General features: G+C 72.0%; 15 protein-coding genes. 3 read left to right on the forward strand and 12 right to left on the reverse strand.

What is annotated here, in order from left to right; genetic code table 11:
- Positions 1 to 55: 55 nt before the first annotated feature.
- The 11 genes from pgi to uvrC form a co-directional block, all read right to left on the reverse strand.
- Entirely contained in the window at positions 56 to 1,708 is a 1,653-nt protein-coding gene (gene pgi, locus AC0VYN_RS26400; RefSeq protein WP_475532974.1) for a glucose-6-phosphate isomerase, read from the reverse strand.
- A 164-nt stretch (positions 1,709 to 1,872) separates the two neighbouring features.
- Entirely contained in the window at positions 1,873 to 2,208 is a 336-nt protein-coding gene (locus AC0VYN_RS26405) for an RNA polymerase-binding protein RbpA (protein WP_003976875.1), read from the reverse strand.
- 199 nt (positions 2,209 to 2,407) lie between these two features.
- A complete protein-coding gene (gene secG / locus AC0VYN_RS26410) occupies positions 2,408 to 2,644 on the reverse strand; it encodes a preprotein translocase subunit SecG (protein WP_385470272.1) in 237 nt (78 codons plus the stop codon).
- 112 nt (positions 2,645 to 2,756) lie between these two features.
- Complete coding sequence (gene tpiA, locus AC0VYN_RS26415; RefSeq protein ID WP_385470274.1) at positions 2,757 to 3,533, reverse strand: triose-phosphate isomerase; 777 nt, start codon at positions 3,531 to 3,533, stop codon at positions 2,757 to 2,759.
- Between the two features lie 5 nt (positions 3,534 to 3,538).
- The gene (locus AC0VYN_RS26420; protein WP_475532975.1) at positions 3,539 to 4,750 is read right to left on the reverse strand and encodes a phosphoglycerate kinase; all 1,212 of its coding nucleotides are present in this window, start codon (positions 4,748 to 4,750) and stop codon (positions 3,539 to 3,541) included.
- A gap of 143 nt (positions 4,751 to 4,893) precedes the next feature.
- Positions 4,894 to 5,901 (reverse strand): type I glyceraldehyde-3-phosphate dehydrogenase, encoded by a 1,008-nt coding sequence (gap, locus tag AC0VYN_RS26425; RefSeq protein ID WP_385470278.1) that lies wholly within the window; start codon positions 5,899 to 5,901, stop codon positions 4,894 to 4,896.
- Between the two features lie 226 nt (positions 5,902 to 6,127).
- Complete coding sequence (locus tag AC0VYN_RS26430; RefSeq protein WP_475532976.1) at positions 6,128 to 9,082, reverse strand: M14 family metallopeptidase; 2,955 nt, start codon at positions 9,080 to 9,082, stop codon at positions 6,128 to 6,130.
- Positions 9,083 to 9,274: 192 nt separating this feature from the next.
- Complete coding sequence (whiA, locus tag AC0VYN_RS26435) at positions 9,275 to 10,267, reverse strand: DNA-binding protein WhiA (RefSeq protein WP_385470282.1); 993 nt, start codon at positions 10,265 to 10,267, stop codon at positions 9,275 to 9,277.
- Positions 10,258 to 11,349 (reverse strand): gluconeogenesis factor YvcK family protein, encoded by a 1,092-nt coding sequence (locus AC0VYN_RS26440; RefSeq protein ID WP_451685271.1) that lies wholly within the window; start codon positions 11,347 to 11,349, stop codon positions 10,258 to 10,260. The genes whiA and AC0VYN_RS26440 overlap by 10 nt, the downstream gene beginning before the upstream one ends.
- Positions 11,346 to 12,362, reverse strand: a complete 1,017-nt coding sequence (gene rapZ / locus AC0VYN_RS26445; protein WP_475532977.1) for an RNase adapter RapZ — start codon at positions 12,360 to 12,362, stop codon at positions 11,346 to 11,348. Before rapZ ends, AC0VYN_RS26440 begins: the two co-directional genes overlap by 4 nt.
- The gene (gene uvrC, locus AC0VYN_RS26450; protein ID WP_475532978.1) at positions 12,359 to 14,416 is read right to left on the reverse strand and encodes an excinuclease ABC subunit UvrC; all 2,058 of its coding nucleotides are present in this window, start codon (positions 14,414 to 14,416) and stop codon (positions 12,359 to 12,361) included. The genes rapZ and uvrC overlap by 4 nt, the downstream gene beginning before the upstream one ends.
- Before the next feature lie 377 nt (positions 14,417 to 14,793).
- On the opposite strand from uvrC, the gene AC0VYN_RS26455 reads away from it, so the two are divergent.
- A complete protein-coding gene (locus tag AC0VYN_RS26455; RefSeq protein WP_475532979.1) occupies positions 14,794 to 15,795 on the forward strand; it encodes a hypothetical protein in 1,002 nt (333 codons plus the stop codon).
- Positions 15,796 to 15,822: 27 nt separating this feature from the next.
- Here AC0VYN_RS26455 and AC0VYN_RS26460 read toward each other — a convergent pair whose 3' ends face one another.
- Positions 15,823 to 16,245: a Rieske (2Fe-2S) protein gene (locus AC0VYN_RS26460; protein ID WP_475532980.1), complete on the reverse strand. Its 423-nt coding sequence runs from the start codon at positions 16,243 to 16,245 to the stop codon at positions 15,823 to 15,825.
- A gap of 194 nt (positions 16,246 to 16,439) precedes the next feature.
- Between AC0VYN_RS26460 and AC0VYN_RS26465 the strand changes: the two genes are divergently transcribed.
- Positions 16,440 to 17,501, forward strand: coding sequence for a LacI family DNA-binding transcriptional regulator (locus AC0VYN_RS26465; RefSeq protein WP_475532981.1), 1,062 nt, complete (start codon positions 16,440 to 16,442; stop codon positions 17,499 to 17,501).
- The gene (locus AC0VYN_RS26470; protein WP_475532982.1) at positions 17,498 to 18,406 is read left to right on the forward strand and encodes a carbohydrate kinase family protein; all 909 of its coding nucleotides are present in this window, start codon (positions 17,498 to 17,500) and stop codon (positions 18,404 to 18,406) included. Before AC0VYN_RS26465 ends, AC0VYN_RS26470 begins: the two co-directional genes overlap by 4 nt.

Genomic DNA, 18,406 nt, shown 5'->3' on the forward strand with positions numbered 1-18,406 from the left:
GGGGGATTCTACGACAGGTGGACGACATCCCGCCGTCCACCTGTCCGCGCCGGGCTCACCGCGGGCCGCGCAGCTCGCGGTAGGCGCCGACCAGCGCCTTCGTGGAGGCGTCCAGGCCGGGGACGCCGGCGCCCTCGGTGAGGGCGGGTTCGACGCGCTTGGCGAGGACCTTGCCGAGCTCGACGCCCCACTGGTCGAAGGAGTCGATGTTCCACACCGCGCCCTGGACGAACACCTTGTGCTCGTAGAGGGCGACGAGCTGACCGAGCACCGACGGGGTCAGCTCGGGGGCGAGGACGGTGGTCGTCGGGTGGTCGCCGCGGAACGTCCTGTGCGGGACCAGTTCCTCCGGCACTCCCTCGCCCCGCACCTCGTCGGCGGTCCTGCCGAAGGCGAGGGCCTGGGTCTGGGCGAAGAAGTTGGCCATCAGCAGGTCGTGCTGGGCCTCGAGTTCGCCGCTCAGCCCGGCCGCGGGCCGGGCGAAGCCGATGAAGTCCGCCGGGATCAGCTCGGTGCCCTGGTGGATGAGCTGGTAGTAGGCGTGCTGCCCGTTGGTGCCGGGCGTGCCCCACACCACCGGGCCGGTCTGCCACCGGACCGGACGGCCCTGGCGGTCCGTCGACTTGCCGTTGGACTCCATGTCGAGCTGCTGGAGATAGGCGGTGAACTTCGACAGGTAGTGCGAGTACGGCAGCACGGCGTGCGACTGGGCGGCGTGGAAGTTGCCGTACCAGATGCCCAGCAGGCCCATCAGCAGGGGGACGTTGGACTCGGCGGGCGCGGTGCGGAAGTGCTCGTCGACGAGGTGGAAGCCGTCGAGCATCTCGCGGAAGCGGTCCGGGCCGATGGCGATCATCGGGGACAGGCCGATCGCCGAGTCGTACGAGTAGCGTCCGCCGACCCAGTCCCAGAACTCGAACATGTTGGCCGTGTCGATGCCGAACTCGGCGACCTTCCCGGCGTTGGTCGACAGGGCGACGAAGTGCCGGGCGACGGCGTCCTTGTCGCCGAGCGCGTCCAGCAGCCAGCTCCGTGCGGAGGTGGCGTTGGTGACCGTCTCGATGGTGGTGAACGTCTTGGACGCCACGATGAAGAGGGTCTCCGCCGGGTCCAGGTCCCGGACCGCCTCGTGCAGGTCGGCGCCGTCCACGTTGGACACGAACCGGAAGGTGAGCGAGCGGTCCGTGAAGGCCCGCAGCGCCTCGTACGCCATGGCGGGGCCGAGGTCGGAGCCGCCGATGCCGATGTTGACGACGTTGCGGATGCGCTTGCCGGTGTGGCCCTTCCACTCCCCCGAGCGGATCCGGTCGGCGAAGCCGGACATCCTGTCCAGCACGGCGTGCACGGCGGGGACGACGTTCTCCCCGTCGACCTCGATCACCGCGTCGCGGGGGGCGCGCAGCGCCGTGTGCAGCACGGCGCGGTCCTCGGTGATGTTGATGCGCTCGCCGCGGAACATGGCGTCGCGCAGCCCGAACACGTCGGTGGCAGCGGCCAGTTCGCGCAGCAGGGCGAGCGTCTCGTCGTTGACCAGGTGCTTGGAGTAGTCGACGTACAGGTCACCCACCCGCAGGACGTACCCCGTGCCGCGTCCGGGATCGGCGGCGAACAGGTCGCGCAGCCGTACCTCGCCGAGCTCCTCGCGGTGCGCCGCCAGCGCCCTCCATTCGGGCGTCTGGTCGATCATGGTACGGCCGTCTGCGTTCATGTCGGACTTCAGCCTTCTTCCTCGGTGTCCCAGCTGTCCCGGCTGTCCCCCAACCTAATTGATCAGTGGTGAGGAAGGCCGAAGAGGAGGAAGACCGCGGGTGAACCGGGCCAGGCCGGTGAGAAGGCCGAAGCGACGCAACGCGCCGACGGCGGACCGCCGTACTAGATCTCGCCCCGCAGCTTGGCGAGCGCCTCCGCGAGGATCGCCTCGCCGTCCGCGTCGCTGCGGCGCTCGCGCACGTACGCCAGGTGCGTCTTGTAGGGCTCGGTGCGCGGCGGGTCCGGCGGATTGTCCCGGTCCTGTCCGGCGGGGAAGCCGCAGCGCGGGCAGTCCCAGGTCTCGGGGACCTGTGCGTCGCTCGCGAAGCTCGGCTGCGTCTCGTGTCCGTTGGAGCACCAGAAGGAGATGCGCAGACGCGGCGCGGACTCGCCGCGCTCGGCCTCGCCCATCGGCCCCGCCCCGACCCGGCTTCCCCGGATCGCGTTGCCACTTGCCACGGTCGTAACTCCCTGCGTGATGGTGCCGCAAAGCGAGTCGGCGTTTCGCTTCGCTGCGAGCGCCTCAGTCTACGTAAGGCCCAACGCGCGTCCAGTGGTTGGAGTTACAAGCTCCCGCACACAGACGCAAGCCCCATGATAGGCCGCGCAACGGGGCGCGTACCGGACATGGGGCATTGCGTACTCAGTGCGTGCCGGGTCAGTTGTTCGCCTTCATCACCAGGCCGAGCACGACGATGCACGCGAACCACAGGAGACCGACCACCACGGTGATCCGGTCGAGGTTGCGCTCGGCGACCGAGGAGCCGCCGACGGACGACTGCATGCCGCCACCGAACATGTCGGAGAGGCCGCCGCCCTTTCCCTTGTGCATCAGCACCAGCAGCATCAGCAGCAGGCTGAAGACGATCAGGGCGATCGAGAACCCCAAAACCACGGCTGGACCAACTTCCTCGGATTCTGACGGACGACGGGGGCACGGCGGCCACGGCCACCATGCCCCCGCAAGGGTACGACGTATCGTCGCTACCGCCTACTCACCGGCCGCTCTACTGGTCGCGGAAGCGGACGATCTTGACGAACTCGTCGGAGTCCAGCGAGGCGCCGCCGACCAGGGCACCGTCGATGTCGGGCTGCGCCATGATCTCGGCGACGTTCCCGGACTTCACCGAGCCGCCGTACTGGATGCGGACCTTGTCGGCCAGCTCCTGCGAGTACAGCTCGGCGACCTTGCCACGGACGGCCGCGCAGACCTCCTGCGCGTCCTCGGCGCCGCAGACCTTGCCGGTGCCGATGGCCCACACGGGCTCGTAGGCGATCACGACGGTCTCGGCCTGCTCGGCGGTGAGGTCCTTCAGACCGCCCTCGACCTGGGCGAGCGTGTGGGCGACGTGGTTGCCCGCCTCGCGGACGTCCAGCTCCTCGCCGACGCACAGGATCGGGGTCAGACCGTGCTTGTAGGCGGCCTTGACCTTGGCGTTCACCAGCTCGTCCGACTCCGCGTGGTACTGCCGGCGCTCGGAGTGACCGACGGCGACGTAGGCGCAGCGCAGCTTGGCCAGCATGGGGCCGGAGATCTCGCCGGTGTAGGCGCCGCCGTCGTGGGCGGAGACGTCCTGGGCGCCGTACTTGATCTTGAGCTTGTCGTGCTCGACCAGCGTCTGCACCGAGCGCAGGTCGGTGAAGGGAACCAGGACGGCGACCTCGACGGCGTCGTAGTCCTTGTCCGAGAGGGCGAAGGCGAGCTTCTGGACGTGGGCGATGGCCTCGAGGTGGTTGAGGTTCATCTTCCAGTTGCCCGCCATCAGCGGCGTGCGGGTGCTCATTGAGGTCAGTCCTCCAGTGCGGCGAGGCCGGGGAGCGTCTTGCCCTCGAGGTATTCGAGGGAGGCGCCGCCGCCGGTAGAGATGTGGCCGAATGCCTTCTCGTCGAAGCCGAGCGTACGCACGGCGGCGGCGGAGTCGCCGCCGCCGACCACGGTGAAGCCCGGGGCTTCGACGAGGGCCTGGGCGACCGCCTTGGTGCCCTCGGCGTAGTCGGGGTGCTCGAAGACGCCCATGGGGCCGTTCCAGAAGACGGTGGCCGCGTCGGCGAGCTTCGAGGCGTAGAGCTTGCGGGTCTCGGGACCGATGTCCAGACCCTCCTGGTCGGCCGGGATGGCGTCCGCGGCGACGGTAGAAGGGTTGGCCGGGGCCTTGGTCTTCAGGTCCGGGAATTCCGGCGCGACCAGCACGTCGACGGGGAGGACCAGCTCGACGCCGTTCTTCTCCGCCCGCTCGATGTACTCCTGCACGGCCGGGACCTGGTCCTCCTGGAGGAGCGAGATGCCGACCTCGTGGCCCTTGGCCTTGAGGAAGGTGTACGCCATGCCGCCGCCGATGAGGAGCCGGTCGGCCTTGCCGAGCAGCTCGTCGATGACGGCGAGCTTGTCGGAGACCTTGGCGCCGCCGAGCGCGACGACGTAGGGGCGCTTGACGTCGTCGGTGAGCTTCCGCAGGACGCCGACCTCGGTGGCGATCAGGTAGCCGGCGTAGTGCGGCAGCCGCTTGGGCAGGTCGAAGACCGAGGCGTGCCCCCGGTGCACGGCGCCGAAGCCGTCGCCGACGTAGACGTCCGCGAGGCCGGCCAGCCGGTCGGCGAAGGCGGCGCGCTCGGCGTCGTCCTTGCTCGTCTCGCCGGCGTTGAAGCGCAGGTTCTCGATGACGGCCACCCGGCCGTCGGCGAGGCCGGCCACCGTGGACTCGGCGGACTCGCCGACCGTGTCCTCGGCGAAGGCGACGTCCGCACCGAGCAGTTCACCGAGCCGGGCGGCGGCCGGGGCCAGCGAGAAGGCCGGGTCCGGGGCGCCCTTGGGCCGGCCCAGGTGCGAGGCGACGATCACGCGCGCGCCCGCCTGTGCCAGGGCCTTGACGGTGGGCAGCACGGCACGGATGCGGCCGTCGTCGGTGATGGTGGTGCCGTCCAGCGGCACGTTGAGGTCGGCGCGGACGAAGACGCGCTTGCCCGCGACGCCTTCGGAGAGCAGTTCGTCGATCGTCTTCATGCAGAGGGCTCCTGGGTTCTCGTGCTCGCTCGTGATCCTACGAGGGCTGGTCGCTGCGGACGCGACGCAGGGCTCGGGCAGCGCGACCTTGCGCTGCCCGAGCCCTGCTACCGCATTCGAGGTGCCGCTTGGGTCTGAGTCGATCAGAGCTGGTTGCCGACGAAGACCGTGAGGTCGACGAGGCGGTTGGAGTAGCCCCACTCATTGTCGTACCAGCCGATGACCTTCACGTTCTTGCCGTCCTGGACCATGGTCAGGGACGAGTCGAAGGTGCAGGACGCCGGGGCGTTGACGATGTCCGAGGAGACGATCGGGTCCTCGGTGTACTCGATGATGCCCTTCAGCTCGCCCTCGGCGGCCTTCTGGAAGGCGGCGTTGACCTCTTCCTTGGTGACCTCGCGGCCCAGCTCGAGGACGAGGTCGGTGACCGAGCCGGTGGGGACCGGGACGCGCATCGCGATGCCGTCCAGCTTGCCCTTGAGCTGCGGGAGGACCAGCGCGGTGGCCTTGGCGGCGCCCGTGGTGGTCGGGATGATGTTCTCCGCGGCGGCACGCGCGCGGCGCAGGTCCTTGTGCGGGAAGTCCAGGATGCGCTGGTCGTTCGTGTACGCGTGGACCGTCGTCATCAGGCCCTTGACGATGCCGAAGTTCTCGTCGAGGACCTTGGCCATCGGCGCCACACAGTTGGTGGTGCAGGAGGCGTTGGAGATGACGTGGTGGTTCGCCGGGTCGTACTTGTCCTGGTTGACGCCCATCACGATGGTGACGTCCTCGTCCTTGGCCGGGGCCGAGATGAGGACCTTCTTCGCGCCGCCCGTGATGTGCTTCTCGGCGTCGGCCTTCTTGGTGAAGATGCCGGTCGACTCGATGACGATGTCGACGCCCAGCTCGCCCCACGGGATGTCGGCCGGGTTGCGCTCGGCGAGGACCTTGATGGTCTTGTCGCCGACGGTGATGGTGTCCTCGGTGTGCGAGACCTCGTAGGGGAGGCGGCCGAGGATGGTGTCGTACTTCAGCAGGTGGGCGGTGGTCGCGGTGTCACCCAGGTCGTTGACAGCCACGATCTCGATGTCTGCACCCTGCTCCAGCAGCGCGCGGAAGTAGTTACGACCGATGCGGCCAAAGCCGTTGATGCCTACGCGGATCGTCACGAACCGATCTCCTCGTTGGTACGCCGGCCCGATGTGCCGGCGAGCTGTATTTGGGATGTCCCCGACCACCTCCGACCCTACCTCTCCGAGGCGGCCGGGGTGACATCGAGACGGCCCATACCCGGCACGGCGGTCCGTACCCGCCAGTAGGGGTACGGACCGCCCGGGCCCCGGGAACCGATCACCCGATTTGGCTACACGGTGTCAGTTCCCGAAGACCGCGTTGTCACTCGTCCAGGGCACGCAGTGCCTGCCGCACGAGGGCCGCGCGGTCGGCCGGTGCGGTGAGGTGCTCGAGGCCGAAGCCCAGCAGCACGGTGTCGTCCGTGGTGACCGCGCCGTAGGTCTGGAACAGGGTGCCGGTGCGGGCCCAGTCCTTCAGTACGGCGGGGCTGCCCGCGGGCGGCCCCGGCACCTGCCAGGCGCCGAGCGAGGTCTCGAAGCCCTCGGTCCCGGTCGCCGTGCCGCCGACGACCAGCGACGCCTCGTCGGCGAGGACGCCGCGTCCGCCGCTGCCGGGGTCGGTGACGTAGGCGACCGACACCTCGACGGACTTCCCGGCGTAGGCGCTCAGGTCGAACTCCACCTGCCGCCAGCCGCCGGAGGAGCCGGTGAGGCTGTTCCACTGCCCGGTCGTGCCGGCCGCGGTGCAGCCCTCGTCGGTCTGGGTCAGGTAGTGCTCCAGCCAGGGGTGGTCGGCGATGTAGAAGCCCGCCCCGCACTCCTCGGGCACGGCGGTGCCGGTCGCACCGCCGGCCTCGGGCAGCGTGGTCCAGTCCCCGGCGCCGGTGGTGTGGGCCTCGACCAGTGCGTGGTCGTAGCCGCGCTCGGTGTCCCACAGGAGCTGGGTGCGCAGCGTGGGCCGGTCGGCGGCGGTGACACCGGTGAGGTCGACGGTGCGGGTGAGGCGCTTGTAGGCGTCGTCGGTGTGGACGGCGGCCGCCATCCAGTCGCCCGCGTAGGGCCCGTAGGGGTTCACCGTGCCGGCGAATCTGCCCGCGCCCGCGCTCGCGAACTGCGGGTAGCCGGCGACGGGCAGCTCGTCCGCGGTCACGCTGTACGTCCCGGCCGTGTCCAGCGGGTTGCCGGGGGCACCGCCGAGCGCGCCGGAGGTGCCGGCGAGCTTGCCGGAGCCGGTGAAGCCGGTGGCGCCGGAGGTCGACGTACGGGTGTAGGCGCCCAGGTAGTACTGGCTGAAGTCGTTGGACGGGGTGCCGTCGCCGAGGTCGACGCTGCCGCCCGCCCGCTCGCCCGCCTCGATCAGCCGGCCGCCCTCGTTGAGGAAGGCGCGGAGCTGGAGCTGGGTGGCGTTGCCCGGGGTCGCCGCGCCGGTGTAGTGCACGACGGTGTCGAAGTGGCCGAGGACGCCGAGCGCGTCGGGCGCGCCCTGGGTGGCGACGTCCCACACGGCCGCCCGCCGGCCGCTCGCCCTGAGCGCGTCCACGTACGTCTGCGTCTGCGTGGCCTTCGCGCCCTCCTCGGCGACGACGAGGACGTCCGCGCGGGGCCGCTCGGCGACGGTGTAGGTGAAGTGCGTGCTGGAGACCTTCCTGCCCTGGGGCGTCTCGCCGGTGAACCAGACCTCGACCTTGTCGCCCGGGACACCGTCCTTGACCTTGGCCCGGTACTCGTCGAAGTACAGGTTGTCCTCGCCGCCGTACGTCTCGCCGCCGCGCCACGGCTTGAGTGCCATGTCGAGGGTGCGGCCGCCGTTGACGCGGTACTTCAGCTCCTTGTCGCGCACCGCCTTGCGGACGACGACCGAGACCTCCTGGTCGGCGCCGCGCGAGTAGGAGGTGGTGAAGGCCGCCGGGGTGAAGTCGGCGGCCTCCAGGCCGACCGCGGAGGACGGCCGGTCGGGGTGGGCGGCGGTCTCCGCGACGGAGAGCGCGAAGGGAACGTTCTTGGCGAACTCCTGCTGGATCAGCTTCTCGTCGTCGGGGAAGGTGAAGCCCGACCGGCAGTCCCGCGCGTTCCACCGGTCGTCGGGGTCGACGTCGGAGGCCGTCTGGCAGGTCGACATCTCCGGGGTGAACATCGCCATGCCGTTGACGTTGGCCGCGTGGCCGTCGGCCTCGCCGTTGGTGGTGTACAGCTCCGAGGAGACCTGCGGGTGGTAGCCGGGGATCGCGGAGTTGTCCGGCGTGCCGGCGAGTGCCTTGTAGAGGACGTCGTCCGGGGTGTCCGTGGCCACCTGCCAGCCGACGCCGTAGAGGAGCAGTTCGGCGGCGGAGTGGTAGTTGATGCCGTACTTGAAGCCGATCCGCTTCTCGAAGGCGTCCAGCGCCTTGGTCTCGGGCTCGGAGGCCGGGCTCGCGCCCCGGTAGGTCTCGCTGGTGGGGTTGGGGGACGAGCCCTCGTCGTCGTAGCCCCACTTGTAGGCGAAGTTGCGGTTGAGGTCGACCCCGTCGCCGGTGCTGATGACGCCGTCGCCGTTGACGTCGCGCAGGTTCTTGCGCCAGAGCCGGTTGGCGGGGTCCTGGAAGGTGTAGTCGTAGCCGTCGGGGTTGGCCGACAGGACGAACCACAGTTCGGTGGAGTCGACGATCTTCTTGACCCGCCGGTCCTTCGTGTAGTTGTCCAGATAGTGGTGCATCAGCCGCCGGGTCATCTCCGGGGTGATCCACTCGCGCGCGTGCTGGTTGGACATGTAGAGGACGGAGGGCCTGGAGCCGTCCTCCGCCTTCTTCGCGTTCCTGGTGAGCTTGAGGGCCAGGATGTCCTGCCCCCGGACCGTCTTGCCGATGGAGACGACCTTGGTGAGGCCGGGGTTCTGCTGGGCGGTACGGAGGATCTCCTCCTGGAGGCCGCCGCTGCCGCTGTACGGGCGGAAGACGCCGTCGGCCGCGGCCTCGACGCGGTTCGCGGCCCGGGCGGAGAGGGTGTGCTCGGTGAGGTCGACACCCTTCTTCTCCAGCGCCTTCGCCTGCCGGTCGGTGAGGAGGACTTCGACGGCGGCCGTTCCCCCGTCGGGAACCCGCTCTCCGAGTTCGTGGGCGTCCTGGCCGGCCGCCAGCAGCAGGGGCACCTGCTGCTGGGTGACGTCGGCGCGGAACACCTTCACTTCGTCCGCGTCCGGGGTCCCCGGATCCGCGGGTCGTGCCTGGGCGATGGGTGCGAAGCTCGCTCCGCCGATCAGGAGCGCGCCGACAGCGAGGATCGATCTCGCTCTTCGTCTCATGAACCCCCCTAGCGTGGGTCCGCCACAGCAGCGAACAGATGCCAGGCTCATGACACCTCATGATCGAGTCAAGAGCGCGGTACGGACACGCCGCAGCCGGTGCCGGTCACCCAAGTGGACGGCGGCACCGGCCGGTTGACGGCCCGTGATCGGGCGGTCGGTACGGTCGCGGCAGGGGGGCGGGCGACCCGGTCAGCCGACGAGGTTGTCGGCGAGCTCGTCCTCGCCAAGGTTGGCCTCGGTGCCCGGGATGCCGAGGTCCGAGGCCCGCTTGTCGGCCATCGCCAGCAGGCGGCGGATGCGGCCGGCGACGGCGTCCTTGGTCAGCGGCGGGTCGGCCAGGGCGCCCAGCTCCTCCAGGGAGGCCTGCTTGTGCTCCATGCGCAGCCGGCCGGCGGCCGCGAGGTGCTCGGGCACGTCGTCGGCGAGGATCTCCAGGGCCCGCTGGACCCGGGCACCGGCGGCGACGGCCGCGCGGGCCGAGCGGCGCAGGTTGGCGTCGTCGAAGTTGGCGAGGCGGTTGGCGGTGGCCCGCACCTCGCGGCGCATCCGCCGCTCCTCCCAGGCCAGCACGGACTCGTGGGCGCCGAGCCGGGTGAGCAGCGCGCCGATCGCGTCGCCGTCGCGGACGACGACCCGGTCCACGCCGCGGACCTCACGGGCCTTGGCGGCGATCGAGAGCCTGCGGGCGGCACCGACCAGGGCGAGGGCGGCCTCGGGGCCCGGGCAGGTCACCTCCAGGGAGGAGGAGCGGCCGGGCTCGGTGAGCGAGCCGTGCGCCAGGAAGGCCCCGCGCCAGGCGGCCTCGGCGTCGCAGGTGGCCCCCGAGACCACCTGCGGCGGCAGGCCGCGGATCGGCCGGCCCCGGCCGTCCACCAGGCCGGTCTGGCGGGCCAGCTGGTCGCCGCCGGCCACCACCCGTACGACGTAACGCGAGCCGCGGCGCAGCCCGCCCGGCGCCATCACGATCAGCTCGGAGCTGTGCCCGAAGATCTCCAGGATGTCCCTCTTGAGTCGGCGGGCCGCCATCGCGGTGTCCAGCTCCGCCTCGATCACGATGCGCCCGCTCACCAGGTGAAGGCCGCCGGCGAACCGCAGAACGGCGGAGACCTCCGCCTTCCTGCAGCAGGTCCGGGTGACGGGAAGCCGGGAGATCTCATCCTTCACCGCTGCCGTCATCGCCATGGGCCGATCCTTCCATGCATCCGAAAAATACGGTCGTACGCGGCGGCCAGCAGCTCCGGGTCGTGCCTCGGGGTCCCGTCGGTCCGGGCGACCGGAGCGAGTTCTACCGCGGCGCCGAACCGTTTCGCGGCGTCGGCGAGCGAGTCACGGTCCGGCACGGCGGCCTCGTCGGCCAGCACCACGTCCAGGGCGAGTTTAGGGGCGTGTCGTCCCAAAACCTCCAAATGACGCTGCGGGGAGAAGCCCTCGGTTTCTCCGGGCTGCGGCGCGAGGTTCAGGGAGAGCACCCGGCGCGCCTTCGTCTCGGCCAGCGCGTCCAGCAGGTCGGGCACGAGCAGGTGCGGAATGACCGACGAGAACCAGGAGCCGGGGCCGAGCACCACCCAGTCCGCGTCCAGGACGGCCTCGACCGCCTCGGGGACGGCGGGCGGGTCGTTCGGCACCAGGTGCACGGACTGCACCTCGCCGGGGGTCAGGGCGACGGTGGCCTGTCCCCGTACGGTGTCGACCTCCTCGGGCCGCTCCGGGTCGTGGCCCCTGACCAGGGCCTGGAGCTCCAGCGGGACGGCGGACATGGGCAGCACGCGCCCGTGCGCGCCGAGCAGCTTGCCGACCAGGTCGAGAGCCTGGACGTGGTCGCCGAGCTGCTCCCACAGGGCGACGATCAGCAGGTTGCCGACCGCGTGCTCGTGCAGGTCGCCCTGGGACTGGAAGCGGTGCTGGATGACCCGGGCCCAGGTCTGACCCCAGTCGTCGTCACCGCACAGCGCGGCCAGCGCCTTGCGCAGGTCGCCGGGCGGCAGGACGCCCAGCTCGTCGCGCAGCCGTCCGCTGGAGCCGCCGTCGTCGGCCACGGTGACGACGGCGGTGAGGTCGCCGGTGATCCGGCGCAGTGCGGCGAGCGAGGCGGACAGGCCCATGCCGCCGCCGAGGGCGACGACCTTGGGCTGGGCGCCCCGGCGGCGCGGCCTGCCGCCGCGCGCCTGCTCGGGCCGGGCGGCGCGGGCGTCGGCGGGTCTGCCGCCGCGGCCCTCGGGCACCACCCGGCGCAGCCTGCTCAGCCGCGGAGTTCGTCCTGTCATTCCCGTCCCATGTCCCGGTGGACGACCACCGTCTCCACGCCCTCGGCGGCGAGCCGGGCGGCGAGCTTCTCCGACATGGCCACGGACCGGTGCTTGCCGCCGGTGCAGCCGACGGCGACGGTCACATAGCGCTTGCCCTCACGACGGTAGCCCGCGGCGATCAGCTGGAGCAGCTCGGCATAGCGGTCGAGGAACTCCTTGGCCCCGGGCTGGTTGAGGACGTACGACGAGACCTCCTCGTTCAGGCCGGTGAACGGGCGCAGCTCCGGGACCCAGTGCGGGTTGGGCAGGAAGCGCATGTCCACGACCAGGTCGGCGTCGACCGGCAGGCCGTACTTGAAGCCGAAGGACATGACCGTGGCCCGCAGCTCGGGCTCCTCCTCGCCGGCGAACCGGGCGTCCATCTTGGCGCGCAGCTCGTGCACGTTGAGGCTGGAGGTGTCGATCACCAGGTCGGCGTCGCCGCGCAGCTCGCGCAGCAGCTGCCGCTCGGCGGCGATGCCGTCGACGATGCGGCCGTCGCCCTGCAGGGGGTGCGGGCGGCGCACCGACTCGAAGCGGCGTACGAGGGCCTCCTCGGAGGACTCCAGGAAGACGATTCGCCGGGTGACACCGCGCGCGTCGAGGTCGGCCAGGGACTCGCGCAGGTTGTCGAAGAAGCGCCGGCCGCGGACGTCGACGACGACCGCGATCCGCGCCACGTTGCCCTGCGAGCGGGCACCGAGCTCCACCATGGTGGGGATCAGCGCGGGCGGCAGGTTGTCGACGACGAACCAGCCCAGGTCCTCCAGACACTTGGCGGCCGTCGAACGGCCCGCCCCGGACATGCCGGAGATGATCACCAGCTCGGGGATGGCCGCCTCGTGCGCCCCGGCTGTTTCCTTGCCCGTACTCACCTGTGCTCCGTTGTCCTGGCGTCCGTCGGGCGGGGCCGTCTGCGGGCCCGCCTCCCCGCCGGCCGTGGCGTGGGTCTGTTCTCGTCCCGATGCGGGATGTGTGCCGTGCTCGGTCATCTCTCCTGCCCCCGTCGTTCGTCCGGGGTGCCCGCGGACACGGGCTCCCCCGGGGCATCCGCCGTCGTCCCGGGTGCCCCGTCGTCGTCTTCCATGATCTCTCCCGTCGCCGTGTTCACGGCGGGCGTGGCCGGGGTCGCCCGGGCGAGGCTCACGGCGACCGTCTCGGCCGTCTTGCGGCCTATGCCGGGCACCTCGCAGATCTGGTCGATCGTGGCCGACCGGAGCTTCTTCACCGAACCGAAGTGCTTGATCAGGGCCTGCTTGCGGGTCTCCCCCAAGCCGGGCACGTCGTCCAGGGGGCTCGACCGGAAGCGCTTGGCGCGCTTGGCGCGCTGATAGGTGATCGCGAAGCGGTGGGCCTCGTCGCGGACCCGCTGGAGCAGATACAGGCCCTCGCTCGTGCGGGGCAGCACGACCGGGTCGTCCTCGCGGGGCAGCCAGACCTCCTCCAGGCGCTTGGCGAGGCCGCACACGGCGATGTCGTCGATGCCGAGCTCGTCGAGGGCCCGCTGCGCCGCCGCGACCTGCGGCTGCCCGCCGTCGACGACGACGAGCTGGGGCGGGTAGGCGAAGCGCCTCGGACGGCCGTCCTCGTCCTTGAGGGGCTCGCCCTCCGGGACGTCCTCGCCGTCGGCCCACTCGCCGGTCCGCTCCTTCTCGGCGAGGTAGCGCCGGAAGCGGCGGGTGATCACCTCGTGCATGGAACGGACGTCGTCCTGGCCCCGGAAGCCCTTGATCTGGAACCGGCGGTATTCGCTCTTGCGGACCAGTCCGTCCTCGAAGACGACCATGGAGGCCACCACGTCGTCGCCCTGGAGGTGGGAGATGTCGTAGCACTCGATCCGGAGCGGGGCGCTGTCCAGGCCGAGGGCCTCGGCGATCTCCTCCAGGGCGCGCGAGCGCGTGGTCAGGTCGGAGGCGCGCTTGGTCTTGTGCAGGACGAGGGCCTGCTGGGCGTTGCGCTGCACGGTCTCCATGAGCGCCCTCTTGTCGCCGCGCTGCGGGATGCGCAGCGAGACGCCCGAGCCGCGGCGGTCGGTGAGCCACTGCTGCACCGGCTCGACCGGGTCGGGCAGGGCCGGGACCAGGACCTCCTTGGGGACGGCGTCGCCCCTCTCCTCGCCGTAGAGCTGCTGGAGCGCGTGCTCGACGAGGGCGGCGGTGGTGATGTCCTCCACCTTGTCGGTGACCCAGCCGCGCTGTCCGCGCACGCGCCCGCCGCGCACGTGGAAGATCTGGACGGCCGCCTCCAGCTCGTCCTCGGCGACGGCGATCAGGTCGGCGTCGGTCGCGTCGGCGAGCACGACCGCGCTCTTCTCCATGGCCTTCTTCAGGGCCCCGATGTCGTCGCGCAGGCGGGCCGCCCGCTCGTACTCCATGTCCTCGGCCGCCTCGGCCATCTGCTTCTCCAGGCGGCGCAGGTACGTGCCCGTACGGCCGGCCATGAAGTCGCAGAACTCGTCGGCCAGGTCCCAGTGGTCGTCGGCGGAGATGCGCCCGACGCAGGGCGCGGAGCACTTGCCGATGTAGCCGAGCAGGCAGGGGCGGCCGGTGCGGGCGGCGTTCTTGAAGACACCGGCCGAGCAGGTGCGCACCGGGAAGACGCGCAGCAGGAGGTCGACCGTGTCGCGGATCGCCCACGCGTGCGTGTACGGCCCGAAGTAGCGCACGCCCTTCTTCTTGTGGCCGCGCATCACCTGGGCGCGCGGGAACTCCTCCTGCATCGTCACCGCGAGGTAGGGGTAGCTCTTGTCGTCGCGGTACTTGACGTTGAACCGTGGGTCGTACTCCTTGATCCAGGAGTACTCCAGCTGCAGGGCCTCGACCTCCGTGGACACCACCGTCCACTCCACGGACGCGGCCGTGGTGACCATGCTGCGGGTGCGGGGGTGGAGGTTCGCCAGGTCCTGGAAGTAGTTCGCCAGGCGCTGGCGCAGGCTCTTCGCCTTTCCGACGTAGATCACCCGGCGGTGCTCGTCACGGAACCTGTACACCCCCGGGGAGTCCGGGATCTCTCCCGGCCTGGGGCGGTAGCTGGAGGGGTCGGCCATGACTCACACCCTACTGGCGGGGACCGACAGTCCGGCGGGGCTGTGGACGACGGGCGCGGCCCCTGTGGACGACCGGCGGACGGGACTCGCGGAAGGCAGCCGGCGGGAGGCCGCCCGGAGACCGTCCGGGGCCGGCCGGTCACGCGCGGTGGCCCCGACGCGGCGGGCCCGTGCGTTCTCGGCCAGGAGTGGGCCGGGGTCCCGCCGAAGGTGTTGTCGGGACCAGGCCGACACGCTTCAATGCGGGGAAACCCGGGGGCCTGAGCGCGGCGTACGGATGTGCAGACCTCCCCTGCGCCGCGACCGGGGGCGGGCCCCGCGGATCGGCGCCGGACGGTCCGACCAGCCGTTGTGAACCTTCACAGAAAGGCCCCTGCATGCCGCACGCCACACAGCACGCGGACGCCGAGACCGCCGGCACCGTGGACGTCATGGACGCCACGGACGCCAGCACCGCGGGTGCCGACGCCGCGGAGCTCGCCTCGGCCCTGCGCGGCGGTCCCTTCCACGTCGCCCTGCGCGCCGCGATCGCCGCCCGCGGGCTGCCGTTGCAGCGCGTCCAGCACCATCTGTCGCGGCACGGGGTGACGGTGGGCGTCACGAGCCTCAGCTACTGGCAGCAGGGCGCCCGGCGTCCGCAGCGGCCGGAGTCGCTGCGGGCCGTGCGGGCCCTGGAGGAGATACTCCAGCTGCCGGAGGAGTCGCTGATCCGCCTGCTCGCCGAGGCCGACGGCCCCGCCCACCGGCCCGCGGTGCGCACCTACCGGGCCCGCGTCGAGGCCTCGGGCGTCCTGGACCGGCTGCTGGGCGAGCTCGGCCTCTCGTCCGCGGACGACGGGCTGCACACCCTCGGGCACCACGAACGGGTCCGGATCGGGGCCCGGCGCGAGCTGGCGGGGCGCGAGTCGCACCACATCGTCCGCGCCCACCGGGACGGCGTCGACCGCTTCGTCGCCGTCCACCACGGCGACCCGGGGTGCGCTCCCGCGCGCATGGCCGTCCACGCGCTGGAGAACTGCCGTGCGGGACGCGTCCGCGTCCACCACGACACCGGCGTGCTGGTGACGGAGCTGCTGTTCGGCACCCGCCTGCGGGCCGGGGACACCTATCTGTTCCGCTACGGCGTCGAGGACGGCACCGCGGGCGTGTCGCACGAGTACGTCCGCGCCTTCGGCGCGGCGGGCGGGCAGTACGCGCTCCAGGTGAGGTTCGACGCGGCGGCACGGCCCGCACGCTGCCGGCGGTTCACGCAGCCCTCGGCGGCGGCGCCGCGCGGCGGCCGGCGGGAGCTGGCCGTGAGCGGACCGCACCACTCGGCGCACCTCGTGGAGGCGCGGGTGCGGCCGGGTCTGCTGGGGATCGCGTGGGACTGGGAGTGAGCGGGCGGCGCCGCTGACGCGTGGCGGTCAGGTGCCGGGGCTCGCGACGATCCGGCCCTGCTTCACGTCGACCCGCAGTTCCATGAGCGCCACGGTCGCCGGGGGGTGCAGCACCTCGCCGCTGCGGGCGTCGAACTCACTGCCGTGGCAGGGGCAGACGAGCTTCGTCCCCTCCAGCTTCTTGATGGGGCACCCCGCGTGCGTGCAGATCGTGCTGAACGCCTTCAGGGAGCCGTCCTCGGCCCGGCTGACCACCACGTTCCGCTCCCGGTAGAGCTTGACGTCGCCCTTGGCGACCTCGCCGTCCGTGCCCAGGTCGACGGGCGCGGTCGGCTGTGCGGCGGCACCGTCGTCGCCCGGCGAGCAGGCGGCCAGGCCGAGCCCGGCGACTGGCGTGAGGGCCGCCGAGCGCAGGACGGTACGGCGGCTCGGGACGGGGCGGCCGGGCATGGGCGTCTCCACTGGTCGGGGATGTGCAGGGCGACGATATCCGGCGGTCCCCGACGTCCGGCCGGGCGGGTCGCGGTGTGGGCCTGCACCGCGCAACCGCCCGCGTAAGCGCTTGCGCAAGCGTTTACGCCGACCGTCGGACGGGATACGCTCCCCGGCAGCACGCCGGCGGCACGACGAGAGGGGGCGTACCGGTGGCGACCATGGCCGACGTGGCGCGGTGCGCCGGGGTATCCGTGGCGACGGTCTCGCACGTGCTCAACGACACCCGCCCCGTGCTGCCGCACACCCGCCGGGCGGTGCTGGACGCCGTCGACGAGCTGGGCTACATCCCGAACACCCTCGCCCGCTCCCTGGTGACCTCCCGGACCCGATCCCTGGGTCTCGCGGTCTCGGCGATCGGCAACCCCTATTTCACCGAGATCCTCCAGGGCGTCGAGGCCGAGGCCCTGGAGCACAATTACAGCCTGCTCGTCGCCGACCCGCACGACGACCCCGGGCACGAGGTCGAGGTCGCGCGGCTGCTGCACGAGCGGCGCGTGGACGGCATGATCGTCGCGCCCTCCGCCGGCCCGGACGCCCTCGTCGCCTACCTGGCACGCCACCGGGTGCCCGCCGTGTTCCTCGACCGGGTCGTCGACGCACCACCGGGCGACGGCCTCCCCTTCGACCAGGTGTGCGCGGAGAGCGCCGGGCCCACCACCGGGCTGGTCGGCCACCTCGCCGGGCTCGGTCACCGCCGGATCGGCCTGGTCGCGGGCCGGCCGGGACTCAGCACGACGGCCGAGCGGATCACCGGGTACCGGGACGGCCTCGCCGCCGCCGGGCTGCCGTTCGACGAGCGGCTGGTGGTGCACGGCGACTCCGACGCGGCCGGCGGAGCACGGGCCACGGCGGCCCTGCTGTCCCTCCCCGCGCCGCCCACCGCACTGGTCACCGCCAACAACAACATGACCCTCGGCGCGCTGCGCGCCCTGCGGGACCGCGGCCTGTCCGTGCCCGGCGACCTCGCGCTGTGCTGCTTCGACGACTTCGCCTGGGCGGACCTGTTCACACCCCGGCTGACCGCCGTCGCGCAGCCCGGCAAGGACGTCGGTGCCCGGGCCGTCCGGCTGCTGCTGGAGCGGCTCGCCGCGCCGAACCGGCCGGCCCGGACCGTGCGGCTGCCCTGCGCCTTCGTCCACCGCACGTCCTGCGGCTGCCCCGAGCAGCCCCGGCAGGCCTCCGAACCGGACCATGAAAGGACCCTCCCGTGATCGTCGTCGCCGGTGAGGCACTGATCGACCTGGTACCGCAGGGCACGGGTGCCCTCGCCGCGCTGCGCCCGGCGCTCGGTGGCGGCCCGTTCAACACCGCCGTCTCGCTAAGCCGCCTCGGCTCCCCCGCCGCCTTCTGCTCGCGGGTGTCGTCCGACGCCTTCGGCGAGGCCCTGCTGGACCGGCTGCGCGAGACCGGCGTGGACGTGTCGCCGGTGCAGCGCGGGGCCGAGCCGACGACGCTCGCCGTTGCCACGGTCGGCGCGGACGGTTCGGCCGCGTACACCTTCTACGTGGAGGGCACCGCGGACCGGCTGTTCACGGTGCCCTCCGTGCTGCCGCCGGGCACCCGGGCGGTGTCCTTCGGCACCTGCTCCCTGGTGCTGGAGCCGGGGGCGAGCGCGTACGAGGAACTGCTGCGCGAGACGGCCGCGCGGGGCGTGTTCACGGCGCTCGACCCGAACATCCGGGCGGGGCTGATCCCGGACCCGGACGCCTACCGGGCCCGGTTCGCCGGCTGGCTGCCGTCGGTGTCGCTGCTGAAGCTGTCCGAGGAGGACGCCCAGTGGCTGGGCGGCACTCCCCGGGAGTGGCTGGCGGCCGGTCCGGCGGCGGTGGTGATCACCCGTGGCGGCGACGGGCTGACGGCCTTCACCCGCGACGGCGGTGAGTACACCGTGCCGGGCGAGCGGGTCGAGGTGGTGGACACCATCGGCGCGGGCGACACGGTCAACGCGGCGCTGCTGCACGGCCTGGCGGTGCGGGACGCGCTGTCCGGGCACGCGGTGGCCGCCCTGGGGCCCGACGGCTGGGCGGACCTGCTGGGGTTCGCCGCCCGCGCGGCGGCGGTCACCTGTTCGCGCGCGGGCGCGGAGCCGCCGTACGCCCACGAGGTCTCCCTCTGA

This window comes from Streptomyces sp. 63XJN7_1_ISO-PGPR-S23-121 (assembly GCF_056173025.1).

What these genes read in the sequence shown, in the direction of transcription:
- AC0VYN_RS26455 (WP_475532979.1), top strand. Translation starts at nt 14,794, where the DNA reads ATGCCGCACGCCACACAGCACGCGGACGCCGAGACCGCCGGCACCGTG.
- pgi (WP_475532974.1), bottom strand. Translation starts at nt 1,708, where the DNA reads ATGAACGCAGACGGCCGTACCATGATCGACCAGACGCCCGAATGGAGG.
- tpiA (WP_385470274.1), bottom strand. Translation starts at nt 3,533, where the DNA reads ATGAGCACCCGCACGCCGCTGATGGCGGGCAACTGGAAGATGAACCTC.
- whiA (WP_385470282.1), bottom strand. Translation starts at nt 10,267, where the DNA reads ATGGCGATGACGGCAGCGGTGAAGGATGAGATCTCCCGGCTTCCCGTC.
- AC0VYN_RS26440 (WP_451685271.1), bottom strand. Translation starts at nt 11,349, where the DNA reads ATGACAGGACGAACTCCGCGGCTGAGCAGGCTGCGCCGGGTGGTGCCC.
- rapZ (WP_475532977.1), bottom strand. Translation starts at nt 12,362, where the DNA reads ATGACCGAGCACGGCACACATCCCGCATCGGGACGAGAACAGACCCAC.
- AC0VYN_RS26430 (WP_475532976.1), bottom strand. Translation starts at nt 9,082, where the DNA reads ATGAGACGAAGAGCGAGATCGATCCTCGCTGTCGGCGCGCTCCTGATC.
- AC0VYN_RS26420 (WP_475532975.1), bottom strand. Translation starts at nt 4,750, where the DNA reads ATGAAGACGATCGACGAACTGCTCTCCGAAGGCGTCGCGGGCAAGCGC.
- uvrC (WP_475532978.1), bottom strand. Translation starts at nt 14,416, where the DNA reads ATGGCCGACCCCTCCAGCTACCGCCCCAGGCCGGGAGAGATCCCGGAC.
- AC0VYN_RS26460 (WP_475532980.1), bottom strand. Translation starts at nt 16,245, where the DNA reads ATGCCCGGCCGCCCCGTCCCGAGCCGCCGTACCGTCCTGCGCTCGGCG.